The 17,396-nt window shown below is 62.8% G+C and carries 18 protein-coding genes and 1 pseudogene; 7 read left to right on the plus strand and 12 right to left on the minus strand.

The annotated features are described in order from the left end of the window. Positions 1-2 precede the first annotated feature (2 nt). The 3 genes from F9288_RS21590 to F9288_RS21600 form a co-directional block, all read right to left on the minus strand. On the minus strand, positions 3-4,220 hold the full coding sequence (locus tag F9288_RS21590; RefSeq protein ID WP_174839299.1) for a strawberry notch-like NTP hydrolase domain-containing protein: 4,218 nt from the start codon (positions 4,218-4,220) through the stop codon (positions 3-5). Positions 4,221-4,289: 69 nt separating this feature from the next. After that, positions 4,290-5,189, minus strand: a complete 900-nt coding sequence (locus F9288_RS21595; RefSeq protein WP_056356810.1) for a toprim domain-containing protein — start codon at positions 5,187-5,189, stop codon at positions 4,290-4,292. Between the two features lie 80 nt (positions 5,190-5,269). Beyond that, positions 5,270-5,590: a single-stranded DNA-binding protein gene (locus F9288_RS21600; protein WP_021243468.1), complete on the minus strand. Its 321-nt coding sequence runs from the start codon at positions 5,588-5,590 to the stop codon at positions 5,270-5,272. 748 nt (positions 5,591-6,338) lie between these two features. On the opposite strand from F9288_RS21600, the gene F9288_RS21605 reads away from it, so the two are divergent. From F9288_RS21605 to F9288_RS21615, 3 genes are all read left to right on the plus strand, one after another. After that, complete coding sequence (locus F9288_RS21605; protein WP_174839355.1) at positions 6,339-7,433, plus strand: replication initiation protein; 1,095 nt, start codon at positions 6,339-6,341, stop codon at positions 7,431-7,433. A 189-nt stretch (positions 7,434-7,622) separates the two neighbouring features. After that, positions 7,623-8,825, plus strand: coding sequence for an AAA family ATPase (locus F9288_RS21610; RefSeq protein ID WP_149523971.1), 1,203 nt, complete (start codon positions 7,623-7,625; stop codon positions 8,823-8,825). Between the two features lie 46 nt (positions 8,826-8,871). Beyond that, a complete protein-coding gene (locus F9288_RS21615; protein WP_174839300.1) occupies positions 8,872-9,888 on the plus strand; it encodes a ParB/RepB/Spo0J family partition protein in 1,017 nt (338 codons plus the stop codon). A 7-nt stretch (positions 9,889-9,895) separates the two neighbouring features. Here F9288_RS21615 and F9288_RS21620 read toward each other — a convergent pair whose 3' ends face one another. After that, positions 9,896-10,774 (minus strand): hypothetical protein, encoded by an 879-nt coding sequence (locus F9288_RS21620; protein ID WP_254621234.1) that lies wholly within the window; start codon positions 10,772-10,774, stop codon positions 9,896-9,898. A gap of 208 nt (positions 10,775-10,982) precedes the next feature. Between F9288_RS21620 and F9288_RS21625 the strand changes: the two genes are divergently transcribed. After that, on the plus strand, positions 10,983-12,221 hold the full coding sequence (locus F9288_RS21625) for an integrase (RefSeq protein ID WP_174839302.1): 1,239 nt from the start codon (positions 10,983-10,985) through the stop codon (positions 12,219-12,221). Here the strand turns inward: F9288_RS21625 and F9288_RS21630 are convergent. The 4 genes from F9288_RS21630 to F9288_RS21645 all read right to left on the minus strand — a co-directional run bounded on the left by F9288_RS21630 (position 12,158) and on the right by F9288_RS21645 (position 14,134). Then, on the minus strand, positions 12,158-12,421 hold the full coding sequence (locus F9288_RS21630; protein WP_368076240.1) for a Tn3 family transposase: 264 nt from the start codon (positions 12,419-12,421) through the stop codon (positions 12,158-12,160). The genes F9288_RS21625 and F9288_RS21630 overlap by 64 nt on opposite strands. 88 nt (positions 12,422-12,509) lie before the next feature. After that, a complete protein-coding gene (locus F9288_RS21635; protein ID WP_174839304.1) occupies positions 12,510-13,289 on the minus strand; it encodes a sulfite exporter TauE/SafE family protein in 780 nt (259 codons plus the stop codon). A 7-nt stretch (positions 13,290-13,296) separates the two neighbouring features. Then, positions 13,297-13,815 carry a rhodanese family protein gene (locus F9288_RS21640; protein ID WP_174839305.1) on the minus strand — a complete coding sequence of 173 codons (519 nt, stop codon included), beginning with the start codon at positions 13,813-13,815 and terminating at the stop codon, positions 13,297-13,299. Between the two features lie 4 nt (positions 13,816-13,819). Further along, a complete protein-coding gene (locus F9288_RS21645; RefSeq protein ID WP_174839306.1) occupies positions 13,820-14,134 on the minus strand; it encodes a helix-turn-helix transcriptional regulator in 315 nt (104 codons plus the stop codon). Between the two features lie 70 nt (positions 14,135-14,204). On the opposite strand from F9288_RS21645, the gene F9288_RS21650 reads away from it, so the two are divergent. Further along, positions 14,205-15,080 carry an MBL fold metallo-hydrolase gene (locus F9288_RS21650; protein ID WP_174839307.1) on the plus strand — a complete coding sequence of 292 codons (876 nt, stop codon included), beginning with the start codon at positions 14,205-14,207 and terminating at the stop codon, positions 15,078-15,080. A gap of 63 nt (positions 15,081-15,143) precedes the next feature. On the opposite strand, the gene F9288_RS21655 is transcribed toward F9288_RS21650, so the two are convergent. Together F9288_RS21655 and F9288_RS21660 are read right to left on the minus strand one after the other, a co-directional pair. Further along, a complete protein-coding gene (locus F9288_RS21655; protein WP_174839308.1) occupies positions 15,144-15,485 on the minus strand; it encodes a YnfA family protein in 342 nt (113 codons plus the stop codon). 6 nt (positions 15,486-15,491) lie between these two features. Further along, positions 15,492-15,926, minus strand: a pseudogene (locus F9288_RS21660) (helix-turn-helix domain-containing protein). A 101-nt stretch (positions 15,927-16,027) separates the two neighbouring features. Between F9288_RS21660 and F9288_RS21665 the strand changes: the two are divergent. Together F9288_RS21665 and F9288_RS21670 are read left to right on the plus strand one after the other, a co-directional pair. Beyond that, a complete protein-coding gene (locus F9288_RS21665) occupies positions 16,028-16,390 on the plus strand; it encodes a hypothetical protein (RefSeq protein ID WP_174839309.1) in 363 nt (120 codons plus the stop codon). Continuing rightward, positions 16,387-16,746, plus strand: a complete 360-nt coding sequence (locus tag F9288_RS21670) for a hypothetical protein (RefSeq protein WP_174839310.1) — start codon at positions 16,387-16,389, stop codon at positions 16,744-16,746. Before F9288_RS21665 ends, F9288_RS21670 begins: the two co-directional genes overlap by 4 nt. Positions 16,747-16,774: 28 nt before the next feature. Here the strand turns inward: F9288_RS21670 and F9288_RS22290 are convergent, their stop codons facing one another. Then, entirely contained in the window at positions 16,775-17,002 is a 228-nt protein-coding gene (locus F9288_RS22290; protein ID WP_254621235.1) for a GDCCVxC domain-containing (seleno)protein, read from the minus strand. After that, on the minus strand, positions 16,995-17,363 hold the full coding sequence (locus F9288_RS21675) for a mercuric reductase (protein ID WP_174839311.1): 369 nt from the start codon (positions 17,361-17,363) through the stop codon (positions 16,995-16,997). The genes F9288_RS22290 and F9288_RS21675 overlap by 8 nt, the downstream gene beginning before the upstream one ends. Between the last annotated feature and the right edge of the window lie 33 nt (positions 17,364-17,396).

A 17,396-nucleotide genomic window follows, 5' to 3' on the forward strand; every position in this document is an offset into this window, starting at 1 on the left:
CGTCAGGCGGTGATGCGCTCGATGACGGCGGCGGCCTGCGCGACGGGGACGAACATCCGCGTCCTGTGCTGGATGATGTCGGTAAAACAGCCTGCCGCCTTGAGTTCGGCAAGCCGCGTGTGCGGCCAATCGAGCAGTTCGAGGCGCTGCTGGCCGGCGACCAGGCTGCGCTTGAGCCGGTAGGCTCCGACGGACGATATCTCGCCGGTCGTCATCACATGCTTTGCGGTATCGTCGCCCGACACGGTGATGGCGGCATTGATCCCGAAGGCGTCCGCGAGCTTCGACACCAGCGGTGCAGGGACGATCCGGCCGAGGAAGGACTGGCCGTCATCGGTGTTCAGCCGCCAGACCTGAACATGATCGTCGGGCAGGCGATCCCAGACCGGCAGGAGCAGGCCCGCGACCAAATAGAGCGTGCTGGTGCGGGTCTTGTCCCGCATCTCCTCTACCTCGGCCTGCCACAGCGCCGAAAATTCCTTCTCGCTGGTCTCTTCCCACATCGTTTCGAGCAGCAAGTCTTGCCGCATCCGCTCGGAACGGGTCGGTCGAACCAACTCGTAGCGGCGAACGATCTCGCCATCGTCGTCGGTGAGCGAATAGGTGCTGCACCGGATCGCGGCCCTGCCGGACTTGCGATTGACGATTGGGCGCGCGTCGTCGCCGAGGATCCGCAACGCGCGGTCCAGCGGGACCGGCTTGTAGCGCTCCTCCGTTTCGAGGCGCAGGATCTCGGTTTCCGCGCCGCTCGTCTGGTCGCGCCGGATCACCGTGCGATCGAGGATCGTGATGCGTTCGGCATTGATGCTCTCGACACCAAGATCGAGCGTGCCGGCTTCGCGCGCCGCCTCGATCCGGGCCTCGATCAGACCGAGATACTCATCGAAGATTGCATTCTGCAGCGCGATCCGCAGCGCGAGAATGCGATTGAGCCAGCGCTGAATGGGCGGCAGCTCCTCCTTCAGCCCGCCGCCTTCGCCCTCCAGCTCAAGTCCGGTGAGGGTCTGGAATTCGTCGAGCGTGGTCGAGCGCAGCTTGCCGTCGGCCAAAAGGCGAAACCATGCCTCGAGGGATTCCTTGGCATAGTCGCTTTCAAGATTGTCCCGCGGGTCGAACAGACCCTGGCCGCCCGTCTGGCGCTGGCCCCGTGTCAGGGCGCCAAGGCTGTCGAGGCGGCGGGCGATCGTCGAGATGAAGCGCCGCTCGCCGCGGCAGTCCGTTGATACCGGACGGAACAGCGGCGCGGTTGCCTGATGCGTGCGGTGGGTACGGCCAAGACCCTGGATGGCAGCGTCAGCGCGCCAACCAGGCTCGAGCAGATAATGGTTGCGGCGCGACTGGTTCTCGGCGGTGAGGCTGGCGTGATAGCTGCGCCCAGTGCCGCCAGCATCCGAGAAGATCAGGATCTTCTTCTCGTTCCGCATGAAGGCGTCGGTTTCGGCGAGGTTTGTTCGCGGCGAACGGCTCTCGATACGCTGGCGACCGTGCGCATCGACGACGATACGCCGGCTGCGTCCCGTAACCTCGGCGACCGCATCGCTCCCGAAATGCCCGATGATATGATCAAGGGCGGACCCTACGATCGGCAGGGAGCAGAACCGCTCGACGAGATTGTCGCGCATCTCGATCGCTTCCTGGCTGAAGATGGGACGGCCCTCCTCGTCGGACATCGGCTCGGAGCGGGTCTTGCCGGTGTCATCGACGAAGGTCTTCATCTGTCGGACAGGAAAGGCCGCCGTGAGATAGGACATGACGAACTCTTTGGGTGAAAGCTCGATGTCCAGATTCGCCCGGTCCTCGGCATTCAGCGCGGCCAGTGCCCGGTTGAGCATCGACTCGGACGTGGAGACCAGCTGGATCACGACGCTCTCGCCCCGGGCCAGATCGGCACGAATCGCCGGGATCAGCGACGGCAGCTTCATGCCGATCAGGATCTGGCCGAAGAAACGCTGCTTGGTAGATTCGAAGATCGACAGGGCAGCGGCCTTCGCGCCGCTGTTGTAGGTGTCGTTGGAGAAGCTGTCCGTCACCCGGGTGGCATCGAGCGCGGTGCGCAAATTGGCGTGGATAATCGCCCACGCATCGGCATAGGCATCATAGACCTCGACCTGGTCGGGCGTAAGGCGATGTTCGAGGATGTCATATTCGACGCCGGCGAAACTGAGCGCCCTCGCGACATATAGGCCCTGCATCTTCAGGTCGCGAGCGATCAATTCCATGGCCGCGATCCCGCCACGACGCAAACTGTCGACGAAGGCGCGGCGATCGGCGAAGGCGGTGGTCGGACCCCACAGGCCAAGCCGGGTGGCATAAGCAAGATTGTTGACGTCCGACGCGCCGGTTGCGGACACGTAGAGGACGCGGGCGCGAGGCAGCAGGTTTTGCAGGCGCACGCCGGCGATGCCTTGATCGGAGCCGTCCTTGGTGCCGAAACGGCCTTCGCCGCCGGCGACACTCGCCATTTCGTGCGCCTCGTCGAACACCAGCATGCCGTCGAAATCGTCACCGACCCAGTCGAGAATCTGCTGAAGACGGGTGCCCTTGTCGCCGCGGTTGGAGCGCAGCGTCGCATAGGTGAGAAATAGCACGCCCTCGGCCGCGCCGATCGGCGTGCCGAGTTTCCACTGATTGAGATGCTGGATGTCGAGCGCGAGACCGCCAACCGCGGTCCAGTCGCGCCGTGCATCCTCGAGCAGCGTCTCGGTCTTGGATATCCAGATATGCTTGCGGCGCCCCCGCAGCCACTGGTCGAGGATGATGGCCGCAACCTGACGGCCCTTGCCGGCACCCGTGCCGTCGCCAAGGAAGAACCCGGTCCGATAAGGTCGGCCGTCCTGGTCGGGCGCAAGCGACAATCCTTCCTCGGCCGCCTTGAACAGGCCAGAAATGTCTCGCTCGAAGGCGTCACCGGCATAGATCAGCGTTTCGAGCTGAGCGTCGGACAGCACCCGGTCTGCGACAACGCGGGTGGGCAGCTTGGGAACGTAAGAGGGCCGCGGTGCCGTAATCGAGCCCATGGCGCTCGATTCCACCAGAGCGGTCGGATGCGCGGATGCACAGGGAATGGCGATGCGGCTCGGCCGGTACGGCAAGTAGACACCGACCGCTTCGCCGGTTGGTACGGGTTCGGCAAAGACATCGTAGCCGATATCGAGCGCGCCGAGAGACGGGGCGGCCTTCGCGATCGGGGCCGAAAGCCGGGGCCTGCTCGAAAGACCGCCGAGCAGGGATCTGTGCGCACGGGTTGGAGCAAGGCGCACTGGCGAGCATCGCGGTGTCGCCGTAAGGCTCGTTGCCGGTGTGCTGATCGCCGCAAGCACCTCGGCGAGCGAGTTGCACCGGATGAGGGCCACGTCGTCCTGGGAGCTTTTTTCCAGAACAATCAGCTTCACGACCTGGCTGGTGCCATGTTTGGCATAGGCTTTCGCGGGCAGTTCGACGTGGAGCGTGATCGCGCAACCCTCGGTCGCCTTTGTCCAGGCGCGGCTTGATGTATCCACGCGATCGGGAAGGATAGCAGCGCAGCGCCCCCCGGCACCAAGCCGCTTCAGGGCGGCGCGCAGATGACGGAACGCGGCAAGCGGGTCGGCATGCCTGCCCATGCTGCGGGAAAAGGGCGGGTTGATGAGCACGGCGGTCGGGCGGATCGACAGCGGCAGCAGATCGTGGATGAGTTCGCCATCGTGGCGACTGACCGGTGCGGTGGGAAATGCTGCCTCGAGCATAGCGGCACGCGCGGGATCGATCTCGTTGAGGACAAGCTTGGCGCCAACGCGGGCGGCGAATACCGCGAGGAGCCCGGTGCCGGCGGAGGGTTCCAGGACGGTATCCGCGGCGGTAATGCGAGCGGCGAGCGTGGCAAGATAGCCAATCGCGGCCGGTGTAGAAAATTGCTGGAGCGCGATCTGTTCTTCGCTGCGCACGGTATGCGTCGGCAGGGATGCGGTGAGCGCGGTCAGGGCTGCAAGGCACTCAGCCGGCTCTTGCGGCAGGTCAAGCGTGGCGAGGTGCAGGACCTGGCCCAGCTCCAGCACATCATAGGCGTCGCGGAGTGACCAATGCCCATCGGCTGCGGTTGAACCATAGGCGGTTTCCATCGTCCGGAGCAAGCCAGGCCGGTCCAGGCCATCGCCCTGGTGCAGCACGGCATGGATCGCCTTCGCCGCGGTGATGGATGGTTCGGTAAAATCGAGTTCGAGAGCAGCAGCTGAGGTGCGCATTGTAAGCCTCCATTGCATCGCCCGGTGCCCATCACCGGATCAACAAGCCGGAGGCCTCCTCTCCTCTCTTCAGTGGAAGTGCGTGTGAACCACGGGGCGAGGAACGGCGTTGCGGGCAAGCCGATCGCGCAGAGCATCGTTCCAATCGTCATGCTCGGATGGGAGCCATTCCTCGACCCTTCGCCCGTTGGCGCTGAGGTGCTCCCCTGCCCTCTTCAGGCAGATCTTCGCCGCCGTGTTCCGCTGGCCAAACACGATGACGCGCTTCACATGCGACGGTATGCCGACATGAGCGTAGCGCTCGGCACCAAGCACGGCCCAGACCGGCAATTGGAACCAGTCGATGGCGGACAAGGCATCTTCGATCCCCTCGGCAATGCCCAGAACGTCATCCGGCTCCCCAAAGCGCACGCTGCCAGACCCGAGCAGACCCAGCGCCAGCTTGGGCTTGCGGAAGGGGCGCCGCAAAATGTCCGTGGGATCAAGGAAGGTCCGGTGGACCGCGACCAGGCCCAGCTCGTTTCTCACCGCAGCGATCATTGCGGGAAGACAGTGCCGATCCTTACCCTTCCCTATGATCGTCTGGGGGTTGAAGCGAAGGTCGGACGTTGGCGCGTAAAGGCCCCGGGCATGAAGATAGGCTTCAGCGGGTGTGCCGGCGATGGGGATGCTGTGCTGCCATAATGACCTGGCCAAGCCGCTCAGATCGCGCGCCGGAGCGCGTGGTTCGACGTGAACCGGCACCCGATCGTGCAAACCCTGACGATCCAGAGCCTTGAGGATATCGGTCGACGTGCATCCCGCGAAGCATTTGAACAGGATCGCCTTGGTGCCCAGGCGGACCGAAAGGCTGGGGGAGTGATCGTCATGGGCGGGGCAGCGGCACTCTCCGCGCGATCCAGACCAGCGTCCGCCCAGGCTCTCGACGATTTGTTTGGCGCGGACTGCTGCATCGATGGTGGCGGGCATGGGCGAAACTCCAATCGAAATCCAAGGTCGCTCCGCGCATGCCCCCTCTCCTCTTGCCGATCGGCGCTGCGTCCTGCGATTTATGCCGCCTTTGCTGCGAGCACACCGAACTCTTCGACGATCCGGTCGGTCGTGTAGTGGGTGGTGCCGTCGCGCTCGTAGGAGGTATCACGGAGCCGTCCGGCAATCCGCACGAGATCGCCAACCTGGGCCTTCTCATCGATATATTTCCGCTGGCCGTCGCTGAAAATGACGACTCGGTTCCAGTAGCTATCCTCGATCCACTGATCGCCTTCTCCGCGGCGGCGATAGTTCGCGCATACCGAGATGTTTGTGACCTTGGGCTTGGCGTCGATTTCACCGATCCGTCCGATGATCTCGAATTTGGCAAAATTGATCATGCAACCTCCTCACTGCGTCTGCCCAGCGGCGACGAGCGATGATGCAGCTACGATCGTTCGCTGAGGATCTCGTCGCAGGGCGGAGCTGCCGAGGATCGAGACCGTGATGCTATCGTGGAACACCGATCTGGAGGTATCCCCCCAGCTAGGGGGATCGGTTACGCTGTCCGACCGGAGAGGCTCAGCGAATCGCCTGCTTGGTCTTTTAGAATCATTCTAAAACAACGCCGCTGCTCGCAGCGGAAGGATTCATGATTCTAAGTGATTCAGATTCGGTGCCGAAAAGGTCTGTAATTTCAATGATCTGTCGCGTTTATCCTGACCACGCGGGGGATTTTGCCTGACCCGGCGGGGCGTCATCCTGACCGGTCGGGGGGAGATAGCTGACCTATTGGGGCTATCCTGACCGATTGGGGGCGAGAGCATCTGGCGATCCCGCGCTTTGGAATGGTGGCATTCTGGCGCGTTTATCGCGCGTCAGCGAGCCGAAAACGGGCAGAGTGCGAATCGCATTGCGACTCGGCGGAATCTCACGGCTTTTCCAGAAGCGCCATATGATTCCAACCTGACCGGATGGGGGCGACAAAAGTGTTTCAGCCTGCCCTGACTTGACGAGCGAGGACAGGTCAGGCAGCAATCAGGCGAATCTGCCCAACATGCGCTCGGCCTATATGACATGGAACATGCGGAAAATCTAAGCGCCGATACAGCGCAAGAGGCGCAAGCCGATTCGGCGCCAGGCCGTGCCATGCGTGTTGCAGCGGCCTTGCAGGCGAAGGGTGGCGAGGAATTCGCCAAACCCGGCAGCATCGTTGAGATCAAGTTCGTGAAAGGCCAATCGCTCAGCCTGACGGCGTCCCGGTTGCTCGCGTTGATGATCCTGACCGCAGGCGGGGATGCCTGGCAGGACCGGCCTCATCGCATGCGCAAGGCGGATATCCGCCGCGGTCATAAGGGTAACGAACGTATCTCCGACATGCTGGAGGAACTTCACCGCACCCTCTTCGCGATCGACGACCGATCATGGCGCGGCAAGAAAGCTACGCTGCGCTTTTCCCTGATCTCGTCGTCCCGCGAAGAGGCTGAAGATACAGACGGTGCGGATGCGGGGTGGATTGAATGGGAGTTTACGCCCGACGCGCGCAAGCTCATTCAGGAGTCCGAGAGCTATGCCGTCCTCAATCGACAGGCGGTGCTCGGCTTTCGATCGAGCTATGCCCTCAAGCTTTATGAGATCGGATCGCTGCGGCTCCATCGTCGCCAGTCGACGTGGAAGGGCGATATGGCGGCGCTGCGCGCAGCGCTGGGCATATCGCCGGACGTGTATAAGGATTTCGCGCAGCTCCGCCGCAAGGTGCTCGAGAAGGCGAAGGCCGAGATCGACCAGCTGGCCCACTTCCGGGTGGAGTGGAAGGAGATACGACAGGGACGGACGGTAACCGAGATCGAGTTTCGTTTCGAGCCGAAGGATGCGCCGGCGCAGATCGCGACCGTCGATGAGATCGAGCGGCACTCGACGGGGCGCAAGGCACGCCGGGAGGGCGCTGTCGAGACGGTCGCCGAAACGGTGGAAGTGGGATCGGTCGTGAAGGCCGCCATCAGCGCACTGGTCGCGCCGGAGAAAAGTTCGGAGATCGTCTTTCCACAAGGTACGATCCGGTTCAACGCGGAAGGCTTGGCGACCATCGCCCGGTCACATGGCGGTGGCTGGGATATCGATCTTATCGCTGACGCCTATCGCCAGCAGATGGGCGACCGTCTGGCGAAGCTCAAGGGCGCGAAACTCACCAGTTCGTGGACGGGCTTTTGCGAGAGCTTCGTCGCCCGACGGGGGCGACCATAAGCGAAATTGCACCGGTGCAATTTCGTCGTGCCCCCACCGAGTCAGGATGGGCCGCCTGAAAGGCCATCGGCCGCCACTTTCGGCGCTATTGTCGTCCATAGGAGCGCCCTACTTTCGAAATTTCGCTTCTATTTGACGAAAAAGCGCAAGTAACGCTACTATGCCCCCAGTTTCGCAAAGGGGCGCCCTGTGGCAGCATCACTAGACATCGACGACACCCATGACCTTCTCTCGGTGGCGACGCTTGCCCAGCGTACCTCCTCGGTGCTGGAACGCCTCCGCGACTCTGCGCGCAGCGCACGGGCGGATGAACGCCGCGAGCCCACCTTCCCGATCGGAAAGGCCGCTGATCTGGTCGGGCGAACGCCTGCTGCAATCCGCGACGCCGAAAAGGATGGGCGTCTTCCGCCACCACCGCGAACCGAGAATAATCGCAGGGTTGGTTACACCCTTGCTCAACTTAACGACATGCGAGGCCTGTTCGGCACCAGGCCCTGGCGGGCGGCTGACGATCCATGCTGTGTCGTCGCCGTCCAAAACTTCAAGGGCGGTGTCGGCAAATCGACCTTGTCGGTCCACCTTGCCCAATATCTCGCGATCCAGGGCTACCGCGTTGCCCTTATCGACTGCGACAGTCAGGCCTCCGCGACGACGTTGTTCGGCTATGTGCCTGATCTCGACCTGAGCGAGGAGGACACGCTTTACCCGTTCCTCAGGGAGGAGGAGATGACCTCGCTCGATTATGCGCTGCGCAAAACGCATTTCGACGGTCTCGAACTGATCCCGGCAAACTTGCGGCTGTTCCAGTCGGAATATGAGATCGCGGCTCGGATGGCGCGAGGGCAGGGCGGGCTTATCGATCGCCTCTCCGAGGGTATCGCCAGCATCTCCGATCGCTTTGATGTCATCGTCCTCGATCCGCCCCCGGCCCTCGGCGCCATCTCATTGTCGGTGTTACGCGCCGCGAACGCACTCGTCGTGCCGGTGCCCCCAACCGTGATGGACTTTTCCTCGACCGCGGCGTTTCTGGCGATGCTTGATGAGACCATCGAAACGCTGGCCGAACGCGGTTTCGCGCCGACGCTCAGATTCCTGCGCTTCGTCGCGTCCAAGGTCGATGAGAACAAGTCGATGCAGAAGGAACTGCTCAATCTGATGCGGACGCTGTTCGGTCAGGCGATGGTGCGCACTCCGCTCAAGGACTCGGCCGAAATCGACAACGCGACCGCCCGTTTGATGACGGTCTATGAGCTTGACGGTCCGGTGACGAGCAGCGCCGTCCGCAACCGCTGCCTCACCTATCTCGATGGGGTGAATGCCGAACTCGAGTTGGATATTCGGGCGATGTGGCCCAGCCATTTGAGCCGTTTGCGCAAGGAAGGTCTGGCGTGAAACGGCAAAATTGCACCGGTGCAATTCCGGGTGAAGGAACGGCTTCATGAGCAGAAAAAATGCGAGTTTCGCAGCAGAACTGGCCGCTGGAATCAATCCGCCCGAAGAGGGTGCGCCCGCGCCGCGCCGGCCTGGGTTGGGCGCCAATGTCCTAACAGGCCGGGAGAATCGATTGGCCGAACTGGCGGCGGGGACGGTCGTCAGCCGCACCCATGAATTGGTTGATCCCGCGCGTTGTCGGATGTGGGCTGGGCATAACCGCGAATATGCCTTGCTCAACGAAGAGCGGTGCGCCGATCTTATCGAGAGCATGAAGGCGCAAGGGCGGCAGGAGATGCCCGCAATTGTCCGCCGTGTGCGGGGCGAACCCGATTATGATTTCGAGGTGATCTGCGGCGCGCGGCGCCATTGGTCGATCAGCTGGCTGCGTAGCCACAATTATCCCGACTTCCGCTTTCTCGTCGATATTCGCGAACTGTCGGACGAGGAAGCGTTCCGCATAGCGGACATTGAGAACAGGGCGCGCGAAGACCTCAGCGATCTCGAGCGCGCGCGGGATTATCTACGCGCGCTGGAAGCCTATTATGAGGGCAGGCAGAAGGTCATGGCCGAGCGGATCAATGTCACTGAAAGCTGGTTGAGCCGCTATCTCGACCTCGCGCGTCTGCCGACCGAATTGATGATCGCCTTTCCCAATCCACAGGATTTGCGGATCAAGCACGTCACAACGATCAAGCCATTGCTGAAACCGGATGATCGTCGCCAGCGGGTATTTGCCGAAGCGGCGGCCTTGAGGGCGCGATCGGGAGGGGAGGGCGCTCCGGTCGCCGTGCCGGATATTATTCGTGCGCTGGCGCTGGCGGCTGATCCCCCCAAGAAGTCAGGATCCCCCAAGAGGTCAGGATCGAGCGAAACCGTGGCGTCGCAGAACGGAAAGCCGTTGCTTCGGTTCGAAGGCAAGGATCGCAAGGGGGTTAGGATCACCTTGCTCCCGCATGCCGGCGGATCACGGGACGAAGCGGAGGCTGCTATCAAGACCCTGCTCGATACGCATTGGCGGTAGCGCTGCGTTACCCGAGTTTAGCCACCAGCTTGCGCGCCCCCTGCGGAGTAACGTCGAGAAGCCGCGCCACGGCAGACGGACGAAGCCCAGGATAGGCGAGCGCAAGCCGGGCAAGGAGTGGTGCCCGGCTTCGGCGCGTTGCGGACACTGCCAATGCCTTTGACCCCTGGCGCTCGATCCAGTCGAGATCCTTCAGGCCGGATTGGCAGGCAACGAGCAGTGACCGCGAAATGACATTGGTCAACTCACCTACGTCGGATGGCGGGAATTTCGGCAATAAAATGAGAGATGGCAGGATGCCCAGGGTAAGTCCGGCATGATGGAGCATGGCGGGGACATGGCTGGCCACCAACCAGGCGCGATCGCGCGCCCGCGGCTCAAGGGTGAGCGTCCGACCGTCGATCGCCGTCACGTCCACCGCAGACTGCTCGGCGACGACGACCGTCTTGAGCATGGCGGCCATCCGATCGGCGACGGAGAGCAGCGAGGGAGAAGGGTAGGGGGCTTGTGCTTCGATGCGAGCCTGCCGCCACGCGGGACCGAAATAGGCCAGGTCGCTACCTGCCCAGACTTCGGCTTCGGATCGATCATCCAGCACAGTGCGAAAGACGTTGAGCGTCGCGCGCGCCAGCGGCCCGTTGTCGCCAACGCTGGCCTCGATTGCGAGATGAAACACCGCCGCCACCGAGACGGGATCGTTCAACCCTTCAGAGGCGCGAGGCGGGGATGTGCGTCCGCAAATCCAGTCCTGCAGATGACGGACGTCGATAGGCACGCCGGCGAGGCCGGCCAGTTGGGCTGCGCCCTGCAACCGCGCACGGGCTAGCCAAATGTCAGCCCATGGGCTGTTCTGCAGTCGTCCATCCAGTCGGCCGAGCAGGAGCATTGCCAGCTCGCTGGAGGCATGGGAAGGGGAGGGGGAAGCCATCAATCCAGATTCTATCGCACCCTCTGGGGAAACCAAAGCGGACAGTTTGTTTCCATGTCCTACCTTATCGAAATATGGACATTTGATAATTGCAGTTATCGCATAAGCGGAATTGACCGCCCTTTATAAGGTGACGTACAAGCGCGCCTGAGGAGCGTGGAGCGTCATGAGCACCGAAACCGACTTGGAAGGGCCAGAAACCGCTCTAGCGGCGCGTGAGGCGGTCCTGCCGGCCGGCAGGGGCCCGACCGACCTTACGTGGACGATCGTGCAGATGCGCGCCGGCGAACGCATCACCGTCAACGAGGCGCTGATCGCGGCGTATCAGGCCGCCTCGTCGTCCCACAGCATCCGCGCGCTTAAATCCGACGTCGAGGCGTTCGACGCCTGGTGCCAGCGCACCAATCGGATCGCGCTGCCGGCGACGGCCGAGACCGTGGCCGACTATCTCGATGCGCGGGCCGGGAAGGGGAGCCGTCCCGCGTCGTTGTCCCGCTACAAGGCGTCGATCGCCAAGATCCACCAGCTGCTCGATCTGAAGGATCCGACGCCGGCCCCGCTGGTCAAGCTGCGGCTGCAGGCGGTGCGCCGCGAGAAGGGGGCCGCGCAGAAGCAGGCGCGGCCGCTCCGGTTCAAGGGGCCGGTGCGCGACGTCGAGCGCGACAAGGCGCGCGGGCTCAATATCCGCGCTTTGCTCGAGAGCCGCGGAGACGATCTGCCGGGGCTACGCGATCGCGCGCTGCTGTCTGCCGCCTACGACACCGGATTGCGCGCCTCCGAACTCGTGGCAGTGGCCGTCGAGCATATCGAAGAGGCGATCGATCCCGAGGCGCGGCTCCTGCAGATCCTGCGAAGCAAGGGCGACCAAGACGGGGAGGGGGCAACCGCCTATCTCAGCCCGCGTACCGTGTCGGCGATCGCGGCCTGGTGCGAGGCGGCCGAGATCATAGCGGGGCCTATATTCCGGCGGGTGCAGGTGCGGCGCTACAAGGCCCGCGCCGCCGTGCGGGGTCGGCCAATCGACAGCATCTCGGGCCGGGAGACCTGGGATCTGCGCAAGACGCTCTCCAAGCCCGCGGTGAAGGCGCGCGTCGAATATGACATTGGCACCGTCGCGCTGCATCCGGGATCAGTCGGGCCGATCTTCCGGTCGATCATCCAGCGGGCTTTCGATCTCGGCGCGCTGCCCGATCTGACAGCAGAGGATCTGGCGCGATTGCTCAAGGGCATCAGCGCGCACTCGACGCGGATTGGGCTCAATCAGGATCTGTTCACGAGCGGCGAGGATTTGGCTGGCATCATGGATGCACTGCGTTGGAAAAGCCCGCGCATGCCGCTTGCCTACAATCGGAATCTGGCGGCGGAGCAGGGGGCCGCAGGGCGACTGATGGCAAAAATCGGATAGGCGCCGACCCAGAGCGTTACTGCCGCAGTCAGGAGCCTCAGCCCAGAGGCGCGATGGCGCTGCTTTCTCGAAGTTGTGGACGCGGAGTTCGCCGAGACGGTTGAAGAAGAGGCGCGTGCGGGCACCCTGTGGCCCTCGCCCTTGCTGAGGATGCTGCCGTTACGACGGCGCTGCTCGGGATTATCGAACCAGTCCAACATTGACGGGGTGCACTCAATTCTTCCGATCTCGCGCAATGCGTAGGCACCGGTTTTTGCTACGAAAACCCGTTTGTGGAGATGATCCGGTTCAAAGCGACGATGCCGTGACGTAAGTTCCGATGGCGACAACGACGATGGCAAAACTGCGCTCCAAGAGTCCCTTGCGGGTGCCAAGTAACTTCCCAAGACCGATACCTGCGATCGTCCCGCCGACCCCGCCTGCAACCAGCAGCGCCGTCACGCTCCAATCGACCAGGCCGGACATGGCATAGGACGCGGCGGTGGTCACGCCCAACGCGCTGACGATGACCAACGACGTGCCGATGGCAAAAGGTAGCGTCATCGCGGTCGCGAGGATAAGCCCTGGCACGATCAGAAATCCGCCCCCGATCCCAAAGAATCCGGCGGCCCATCCGACGCCCAGCCCGATCGGAATTAGTCGCGGCAGCAGTATCGCCGCGCTGTGGCGAGTCAGCCGCACGTCGGGTGCTTCCATCGCACGGCGCTTGCGCAGCATCGACAGGCCGACACCGATCATCAGCAGCCCGAACAGGATGAGAAGCCGCTTGCCGTCGAACGCCTTGCCGAGCTCCGCGCCCCCGGCTGCGCCGATCATGCCCGACACCGCGAAAACCCCCGCGCACCGCCATTTTACGCGGCCCGCACGCGCGTGGCCGATCAGGCTGGCTAGGGCATTGACCGTCACAGCAACCGCGGCCGTACCGATCGCGGCGTGCGGCGACCCGACGCCGACGACATAGATCAGGAGCGGCACGGCAAGGATCGAGCCGCCCCCGCCCACCAGGCCGAGGATCAGACCGATCACGCCTCCCGAGACGAGCGCGGCGATAATGGTGGCGGCGTCCATGATCGCCTCAGGCCGCCGCGCGCCGGTTCCACGGCATGATGCGCAACAGATTGGCCACGCCGCACCACCCGGTCACACCGGCGAATATCAGCCCTGCCCCCACAAAGGCCGAGAGGCCGAAGAAACCTGGGGCGACGAACAGACCGAGCAAAACACCGGTCAGCACCAGTGCACCGACGGTAATCTGCACCTGCCGCATGATTTCCAACGGCTGCGACCGATCGGCGGCGGTGCGGTGCCCAGCTGTCCGCCACGCATCAATGCCGCCTTCTAGGATATAGGCGGGCACATCGCCTGCTGCCGCATCAAGCTGCGCCGCATTGGCGGTGGTACGCATGCCTGACTTGCAGTGGAAGACGACCGGGCGACCGTCACGCCCAAGATCGCCGATCCGGTCGAGTGGCACGTTGATCGCACCGGGGATGCGCTCACGCGCATGTTCATCGGCACCGCGAATGTCGATCAGGCGCGCACCGGCATCGATCGCGGCGCGGGCGTCGGCGGGAGAAAGGGTTGTAAGCGTCATCGCATCAATCCTTGCAATAGAGGTGGTAGAGGGTGGCGAGCAGCGTTTCGACGCGGGCATCCGCGATGGCGTACCAAAGCGTCTGGCTCTCCCGCCGATAAGTGACGAGCCCTTCGTCGCGCATTTTGGCCAAGTGCTGCGAGCATGCCGATTGCGACAAGCCGACATCGCGCGCCAGATCGCCGACCGTCACCTCGCCATGCTCGACCAGTTTGCACAGCAGCATCAATCGGCGCGCATTGCCGATCGCCTTCAGCGTGTCGGCGACCTGCCCGGCCTTCTCCTCGAAGATCGCCAGGTCCATCGGCGGTTTGAGCATCGTTCCACTCCATTAGGTATTGCTTATGTAGTAACCTCTAATATATTGGCAAGAGCTAACGGAGGAAATCATGACCCAGCCCTTCATCGAGGCATTCTTCGACGAGCCGACCAACACGATCAGCTATCTCGTGGGCGATCCTACGACGCGGACAGCGGCGGTGATCGACCCGGTGCTCGACTTCAACATGGCGAGCGGCGCGGCCGATACGCGCTCGGCCGAACGCATCGTCGCCTTCGCGCGCGCGCATGACTGGCAGATTGCGATGGCGCTGGAGACGCACGCCCATGCCGACCATCTGTCCGCCGCACCCTTCATCAAGGCTCACACCAGCGCGTGGATCGGGATCGGCGCGCATATCCGCGACGTGCAGAAAATCTTCCGCCCGGTGTTCGCCATGGACGACCTGAAGACGGATGGTTCGGACTTCGACCGATTGTTCGAGGATGGCGACCGCTTCGCGATCGGCGAACTGGAGGTCGAGGTGCTGCACGTCCCTGGCCACACCCCGGCTGACGTCGCCTATCTGATCGGCGATGCGGCGTTCGTCGGCGATACGCTATTTATGCCGGACTATGGTACAGCGCGCGCCGATTTCCCCGGCGGGGATGCCCGCACGCTCTATCGCTCGATCCATCGGTTACTCGCGCTGCCGGACGCGACACGGTTGTTCCTGTGCCACGACTACAAGGCGCCGGGTCGAGATGACTATCGCTGGGAGACGACGGTGGGTGAACAGCGCCGGTCAAGTGTTCACGTCCATGACGGCGTGAGCGAAGACGATTTCGTCGCCATGCGCGAGCAGCGCGACGCCGGGCTATCGGTCCCCAAGCTGCTGCTGCCCTCGATCCAGGTCAACATCCGCGCCGGTCATTTCGACAAAGCCGAGGCGAACGGCGTCACCTACCTGCGTATTCCGGTCAAATGGCAAGCCGACCATCGGTGATGCCATACGATTCCCTCTAACGATCCCCTTTTCGGAAAGCTCTGGAACCATCGGTATTTCGCGTTAGGTGGTCGGCACCGTTGCAGCACGCGGTCCGAGCAAAATGATGGCTGTGCCGACAAGGCAGACTGTGCCACCGATGAGGTCCCAGCGATCCGGGCGGACGCCTTCGACGGACCATAGCCAAAAAAGCGAGGCGCAGATGTAGACGCCGCCATAAGCTGCATAAGCTCGGCCTGCAGCGTCGCTATCGACTAGGGTCAATAGCCAAGCGAACAGCGCCAGCGATATCACTCCAGGGACCAACCACAGTGGAGATTTTTCCAGGCGCAGCCATGCCCAGAATGAAAAGCAGCCGGCAATTTCCGCGAGAGCGGCGCCCATATAGGCAGCGATTGTGGGCATAGATCTTTAGACTCCGCGGCAGGTAGTTTGACGGTTCGAGGACAAGTCTTCGAGGATCACGCAGTCGGGGCCGGGGCCACCAGCACATTCCGCCGCGCAAACCTCGACGAATTAAGCGATGCTCTTCTCGAGCGCTTTGAGCTCACGTAGTTTGCTGCGAATATCGGTGAGATGCGCTTGAGCGAGGTCCCGGGCCTCGGTGCAGGACCGCGAGCGATCCTGGACGAGAGATACCAATATCCGCACCTGCTCGATCGAGAAGCCAAAATCACGGCAGCGGCGAATGAAGGTGAGGCGACGCACATCCTCTTCGCCATAACGCCGCTGATTTCCTTCTTGGCGATCGGGCCGACGTAGGAGATTGATCTCCTCATAATAGCGTATCGTGGCCGCGCTCGTGCCGGTGCGCTCGGCCAATGTGCCGATCTTGTGTCCTGTCATTGTAGGTCCTGAAATTAGCGCTTGAACCTCAAGTTACTTGAACTTGTATGGCTTGGCCAGCAGCGATGCCGATGTCGCGGAAATATCAAGCTGGAGCAATTATGAGCGAGACCGTCGACGCCGAGCCAATCATTTGCACGTTGGATGGCGGGAGCTTCAAGGCCCGGATGGTGTGGATCGCGGACCTCAACTCTCGCGCCTTGAAGAAGGCGCGTAGGCAGGATCTGCGCCTCGAACTCCAATATGCACCGTCCGCGATCGGCGATGTGCGTCAGATGATCGCGCAGGAGCAGGAGTGTTGCGCCTTCCTCTCGTTCGACCTGACGGTGCAGCGCCGGTCTCTCAAGCTCGTCATAACGGCGCCCGAAGCCGCTCGCGGTGCCGCCGAGACAGTGTTTGAACCGTTCCAAGAGAAGACACCGCAGCCGGCCGCCTGTGGTTGCACGGGAGGTTGCGGCGCATGAAAACAGAGGTGAAACCGCAAGATAACCGCGCCGTCGGCGCAGTCGCTGCGACCGCATCCGTCGCTGCTCTCGCATGTGGCGTGTGTTGCGTGCTCCCTCTCGCCATACCGGCAGCGATGCTCGCGTCCGTTGGCGGCGTCCTCGCGTGGTTCTCGCATGCTTATAGCTGGATGACACCCATTGCCTGTGTTGCCGTCTTCGCGGGATGGTTCTGGGTTGCCTATCGATCATGGCGGTCGGGTAAGCGCCCGGCCAAGTCCACGCTCCTCATCATGGCCTTTGCGACGCTGATGATGGGGCTGGCCTATATGTGGCCGATGTTCGAAGGCCCGGTCGCGTCCATCCTTCGCCGCTGATCAAACTCGAATGCGACGATGATTGAAGCTAGCCGCAACAGCTGGCCCCCTTTCCCTCGATCTGGATAGGCGGACACGGAACGTTTCCATACGAACAAAATACACAACAATCGCCGAGCTTGGGCCGGAGCACGACTTTGCAGCCGGAACAGTCGTAGAAAAACTGACAGGCGTTCGTTGGCATCTGCTCTGTTTTCACCGTGCCGCATTCGGGACAGGTGATCGTCGATCTTAGCTCTGGGATAATGTCAGACATAGATGTAGCCCAGCCAGAGCAGCACGGCACCGATCAACAGGCCGGTAAGGGTCAATAGCCGCGTTGTGCGAGAAGTGCATGCGCCGTCCGGTCCGCAACGGGCAGCGGCGGCTTGCTGACGAATGAGAAGCGCGGCTCCTGCCAGCAGGCATAATGCGCCGGAAACGAGCAACGGGACGCGATAGGGCACCGCGACATCGGCGACCCCGACCAGCCATGCCGATCCGATGCCTAATGAGGCGAGCGTTACCGGCAGGCCGCAACAGGCCGCGACCGCAAAACTGGCCGCAATCCCACCGAGAGTGAGAGAGGCGGCGCCCACCCCCTTCGGCGCAGGCAGGTCGGGTAATGGCTCTGGCATTGCGACTCCTTGTGATGGGTTCGCGACTGCCCT

Source organism: Sphingomonas sp. CL5.1 (assembly GCF_013344685.1).
Lineage (GTDB): Bacteria > Pseudomonadota > Alphaproteobacteria > Sphingomonadales > Sphingomonadaceae > Sphingomonas.

What these genes read in the sequence shown, in the direction of transcription:
- F9288_RS21605 (WP_174839355.1), top strand. Translation starts at nt 6,339, where the DNA reads ATGCGTGTTGCAGCGGCCTTGCAGGCGAAGGGTGGCGAGGAATTCGCC.
- F9288_RS21625 (WP_174839302.1), top strand. Translation starts at nt 10,983, where the DNA reads ATGAGCACCGAAACCGACTTGGAAGGGCCAGAAACCGCTCTAGCGGCG.
- F9288_RS21600 (WP_021243468.1), bottom strand. Translation starts at nt 5,590, where the DNA reads ATGATCAATTTTGCCAAATTCGAGATCATCGGACGGATCGGTGAAATC.
- F9288_RS21675 (WP_174839311.1), bottom strand. Translation starts at nt 17,363, where the DNA reads ATGCCAGAGCCATTACCCGACCTGCCTGCGCCGAAGGGGGTGGGCGCC.
- F9288_RS21650 (WP_174839307.1), top strand. Translation starts at nt 14,205, where the DNA reads ATGACCCAGCCCTTCATCGAGGCATTCTTCGACGAGCCGACCAACACG.
- F9288_RS21630 (WP_368076240.1), bottom strand. Translation starts at nt 12,421, where the DNA reads ATGTTGGACTGGTTCGATAATCCCGAGCAGCGCCGTCGTAACGGCAGC.
- F9288_RS22290 (WP_254621235.1), bottom strand. Translation starts at nt 17,002, where the DNA reads ATGTCTGACATTATCCCAGAGCTAAGATCGACGATCACCTGTCCCGAA.
- F9288_RS21595 (WP_056356810.1), bottom strand. Translation starts at nt 5,189, where the DNA reads ATGCCCGCCACCATCGATGCAGCAGTCCGCGCCAAACAAATCGTCGAG.
- F9288_RS21670 (WP_174839310.1), top strand. Translation starts at nt 16,387, where the DNA reads ATGAAAACAGAGGTGAAACCGCAAGATAACCGCGCCGTCGGCGCAGTC.
- F9288_RS21620 (WP_254621234.1), bottom strand. Translation starts at nt 10,774, where the DNA reads ATGCTCCTGCTCGGCCGACTGGATGGACGACTGCAGAACAGCCCATGG.
- F9288_RS21635 (WP_174839304.1), bottom strand. Translation starts at nt 13,289, where the DNA reads ATGGACGCCGCCACCATTATCGCCGCGCTCGTCTCGGGAGGCGTGATC.
- F9288_RS21655 (WP_174839308.1), bottom strand. Translation starts at nt 15,485, where the DNA reads ATGCCCACAATCGCTGCCTATATGGGCGCCGCTCTCGCGGAAATTGCC.
- F9288_RS21640 (WP_174839305.1), bottom strand. Translation starts at nt 13,815, where the DNA reads ATGACGCTTACAACCCTTTCTCCCGCCGACGCCCGCGCCGCGATCGAT.
- F9288_RS21645 (WP_174839306.1), bottom strand. Translation starts at nt 14,134, where the DNA reads ATGCTCAAACCGCCGATGGACCTGGCGATCTTCGAGGAGAAGGCCGGG.
- F9288_RS21665 (WP_174839309.1), top strand. Translation starts at nt 16,028, where the DNA reads ATGAGCGAGACCGTCGACGCCGAGCCAATCATTTGCACGTTGGATGGC.
- F9288_RS21590 (WP_174839299.1), bottom strand. Translation starts at nt 4,220, where the DNA reads ATGCGCACCTCAGCTGCTGCTCTCGAACTCGATTTTACCGAACCATCC.
- F9288_RS21615 (WP_174839300.1), top strand. Translation starts at nt 8,872, where the DNA reads ATGAGCAGAAAAAATGCGAGTTTCGCAGCAGAACTGGCCGCTGGAATC.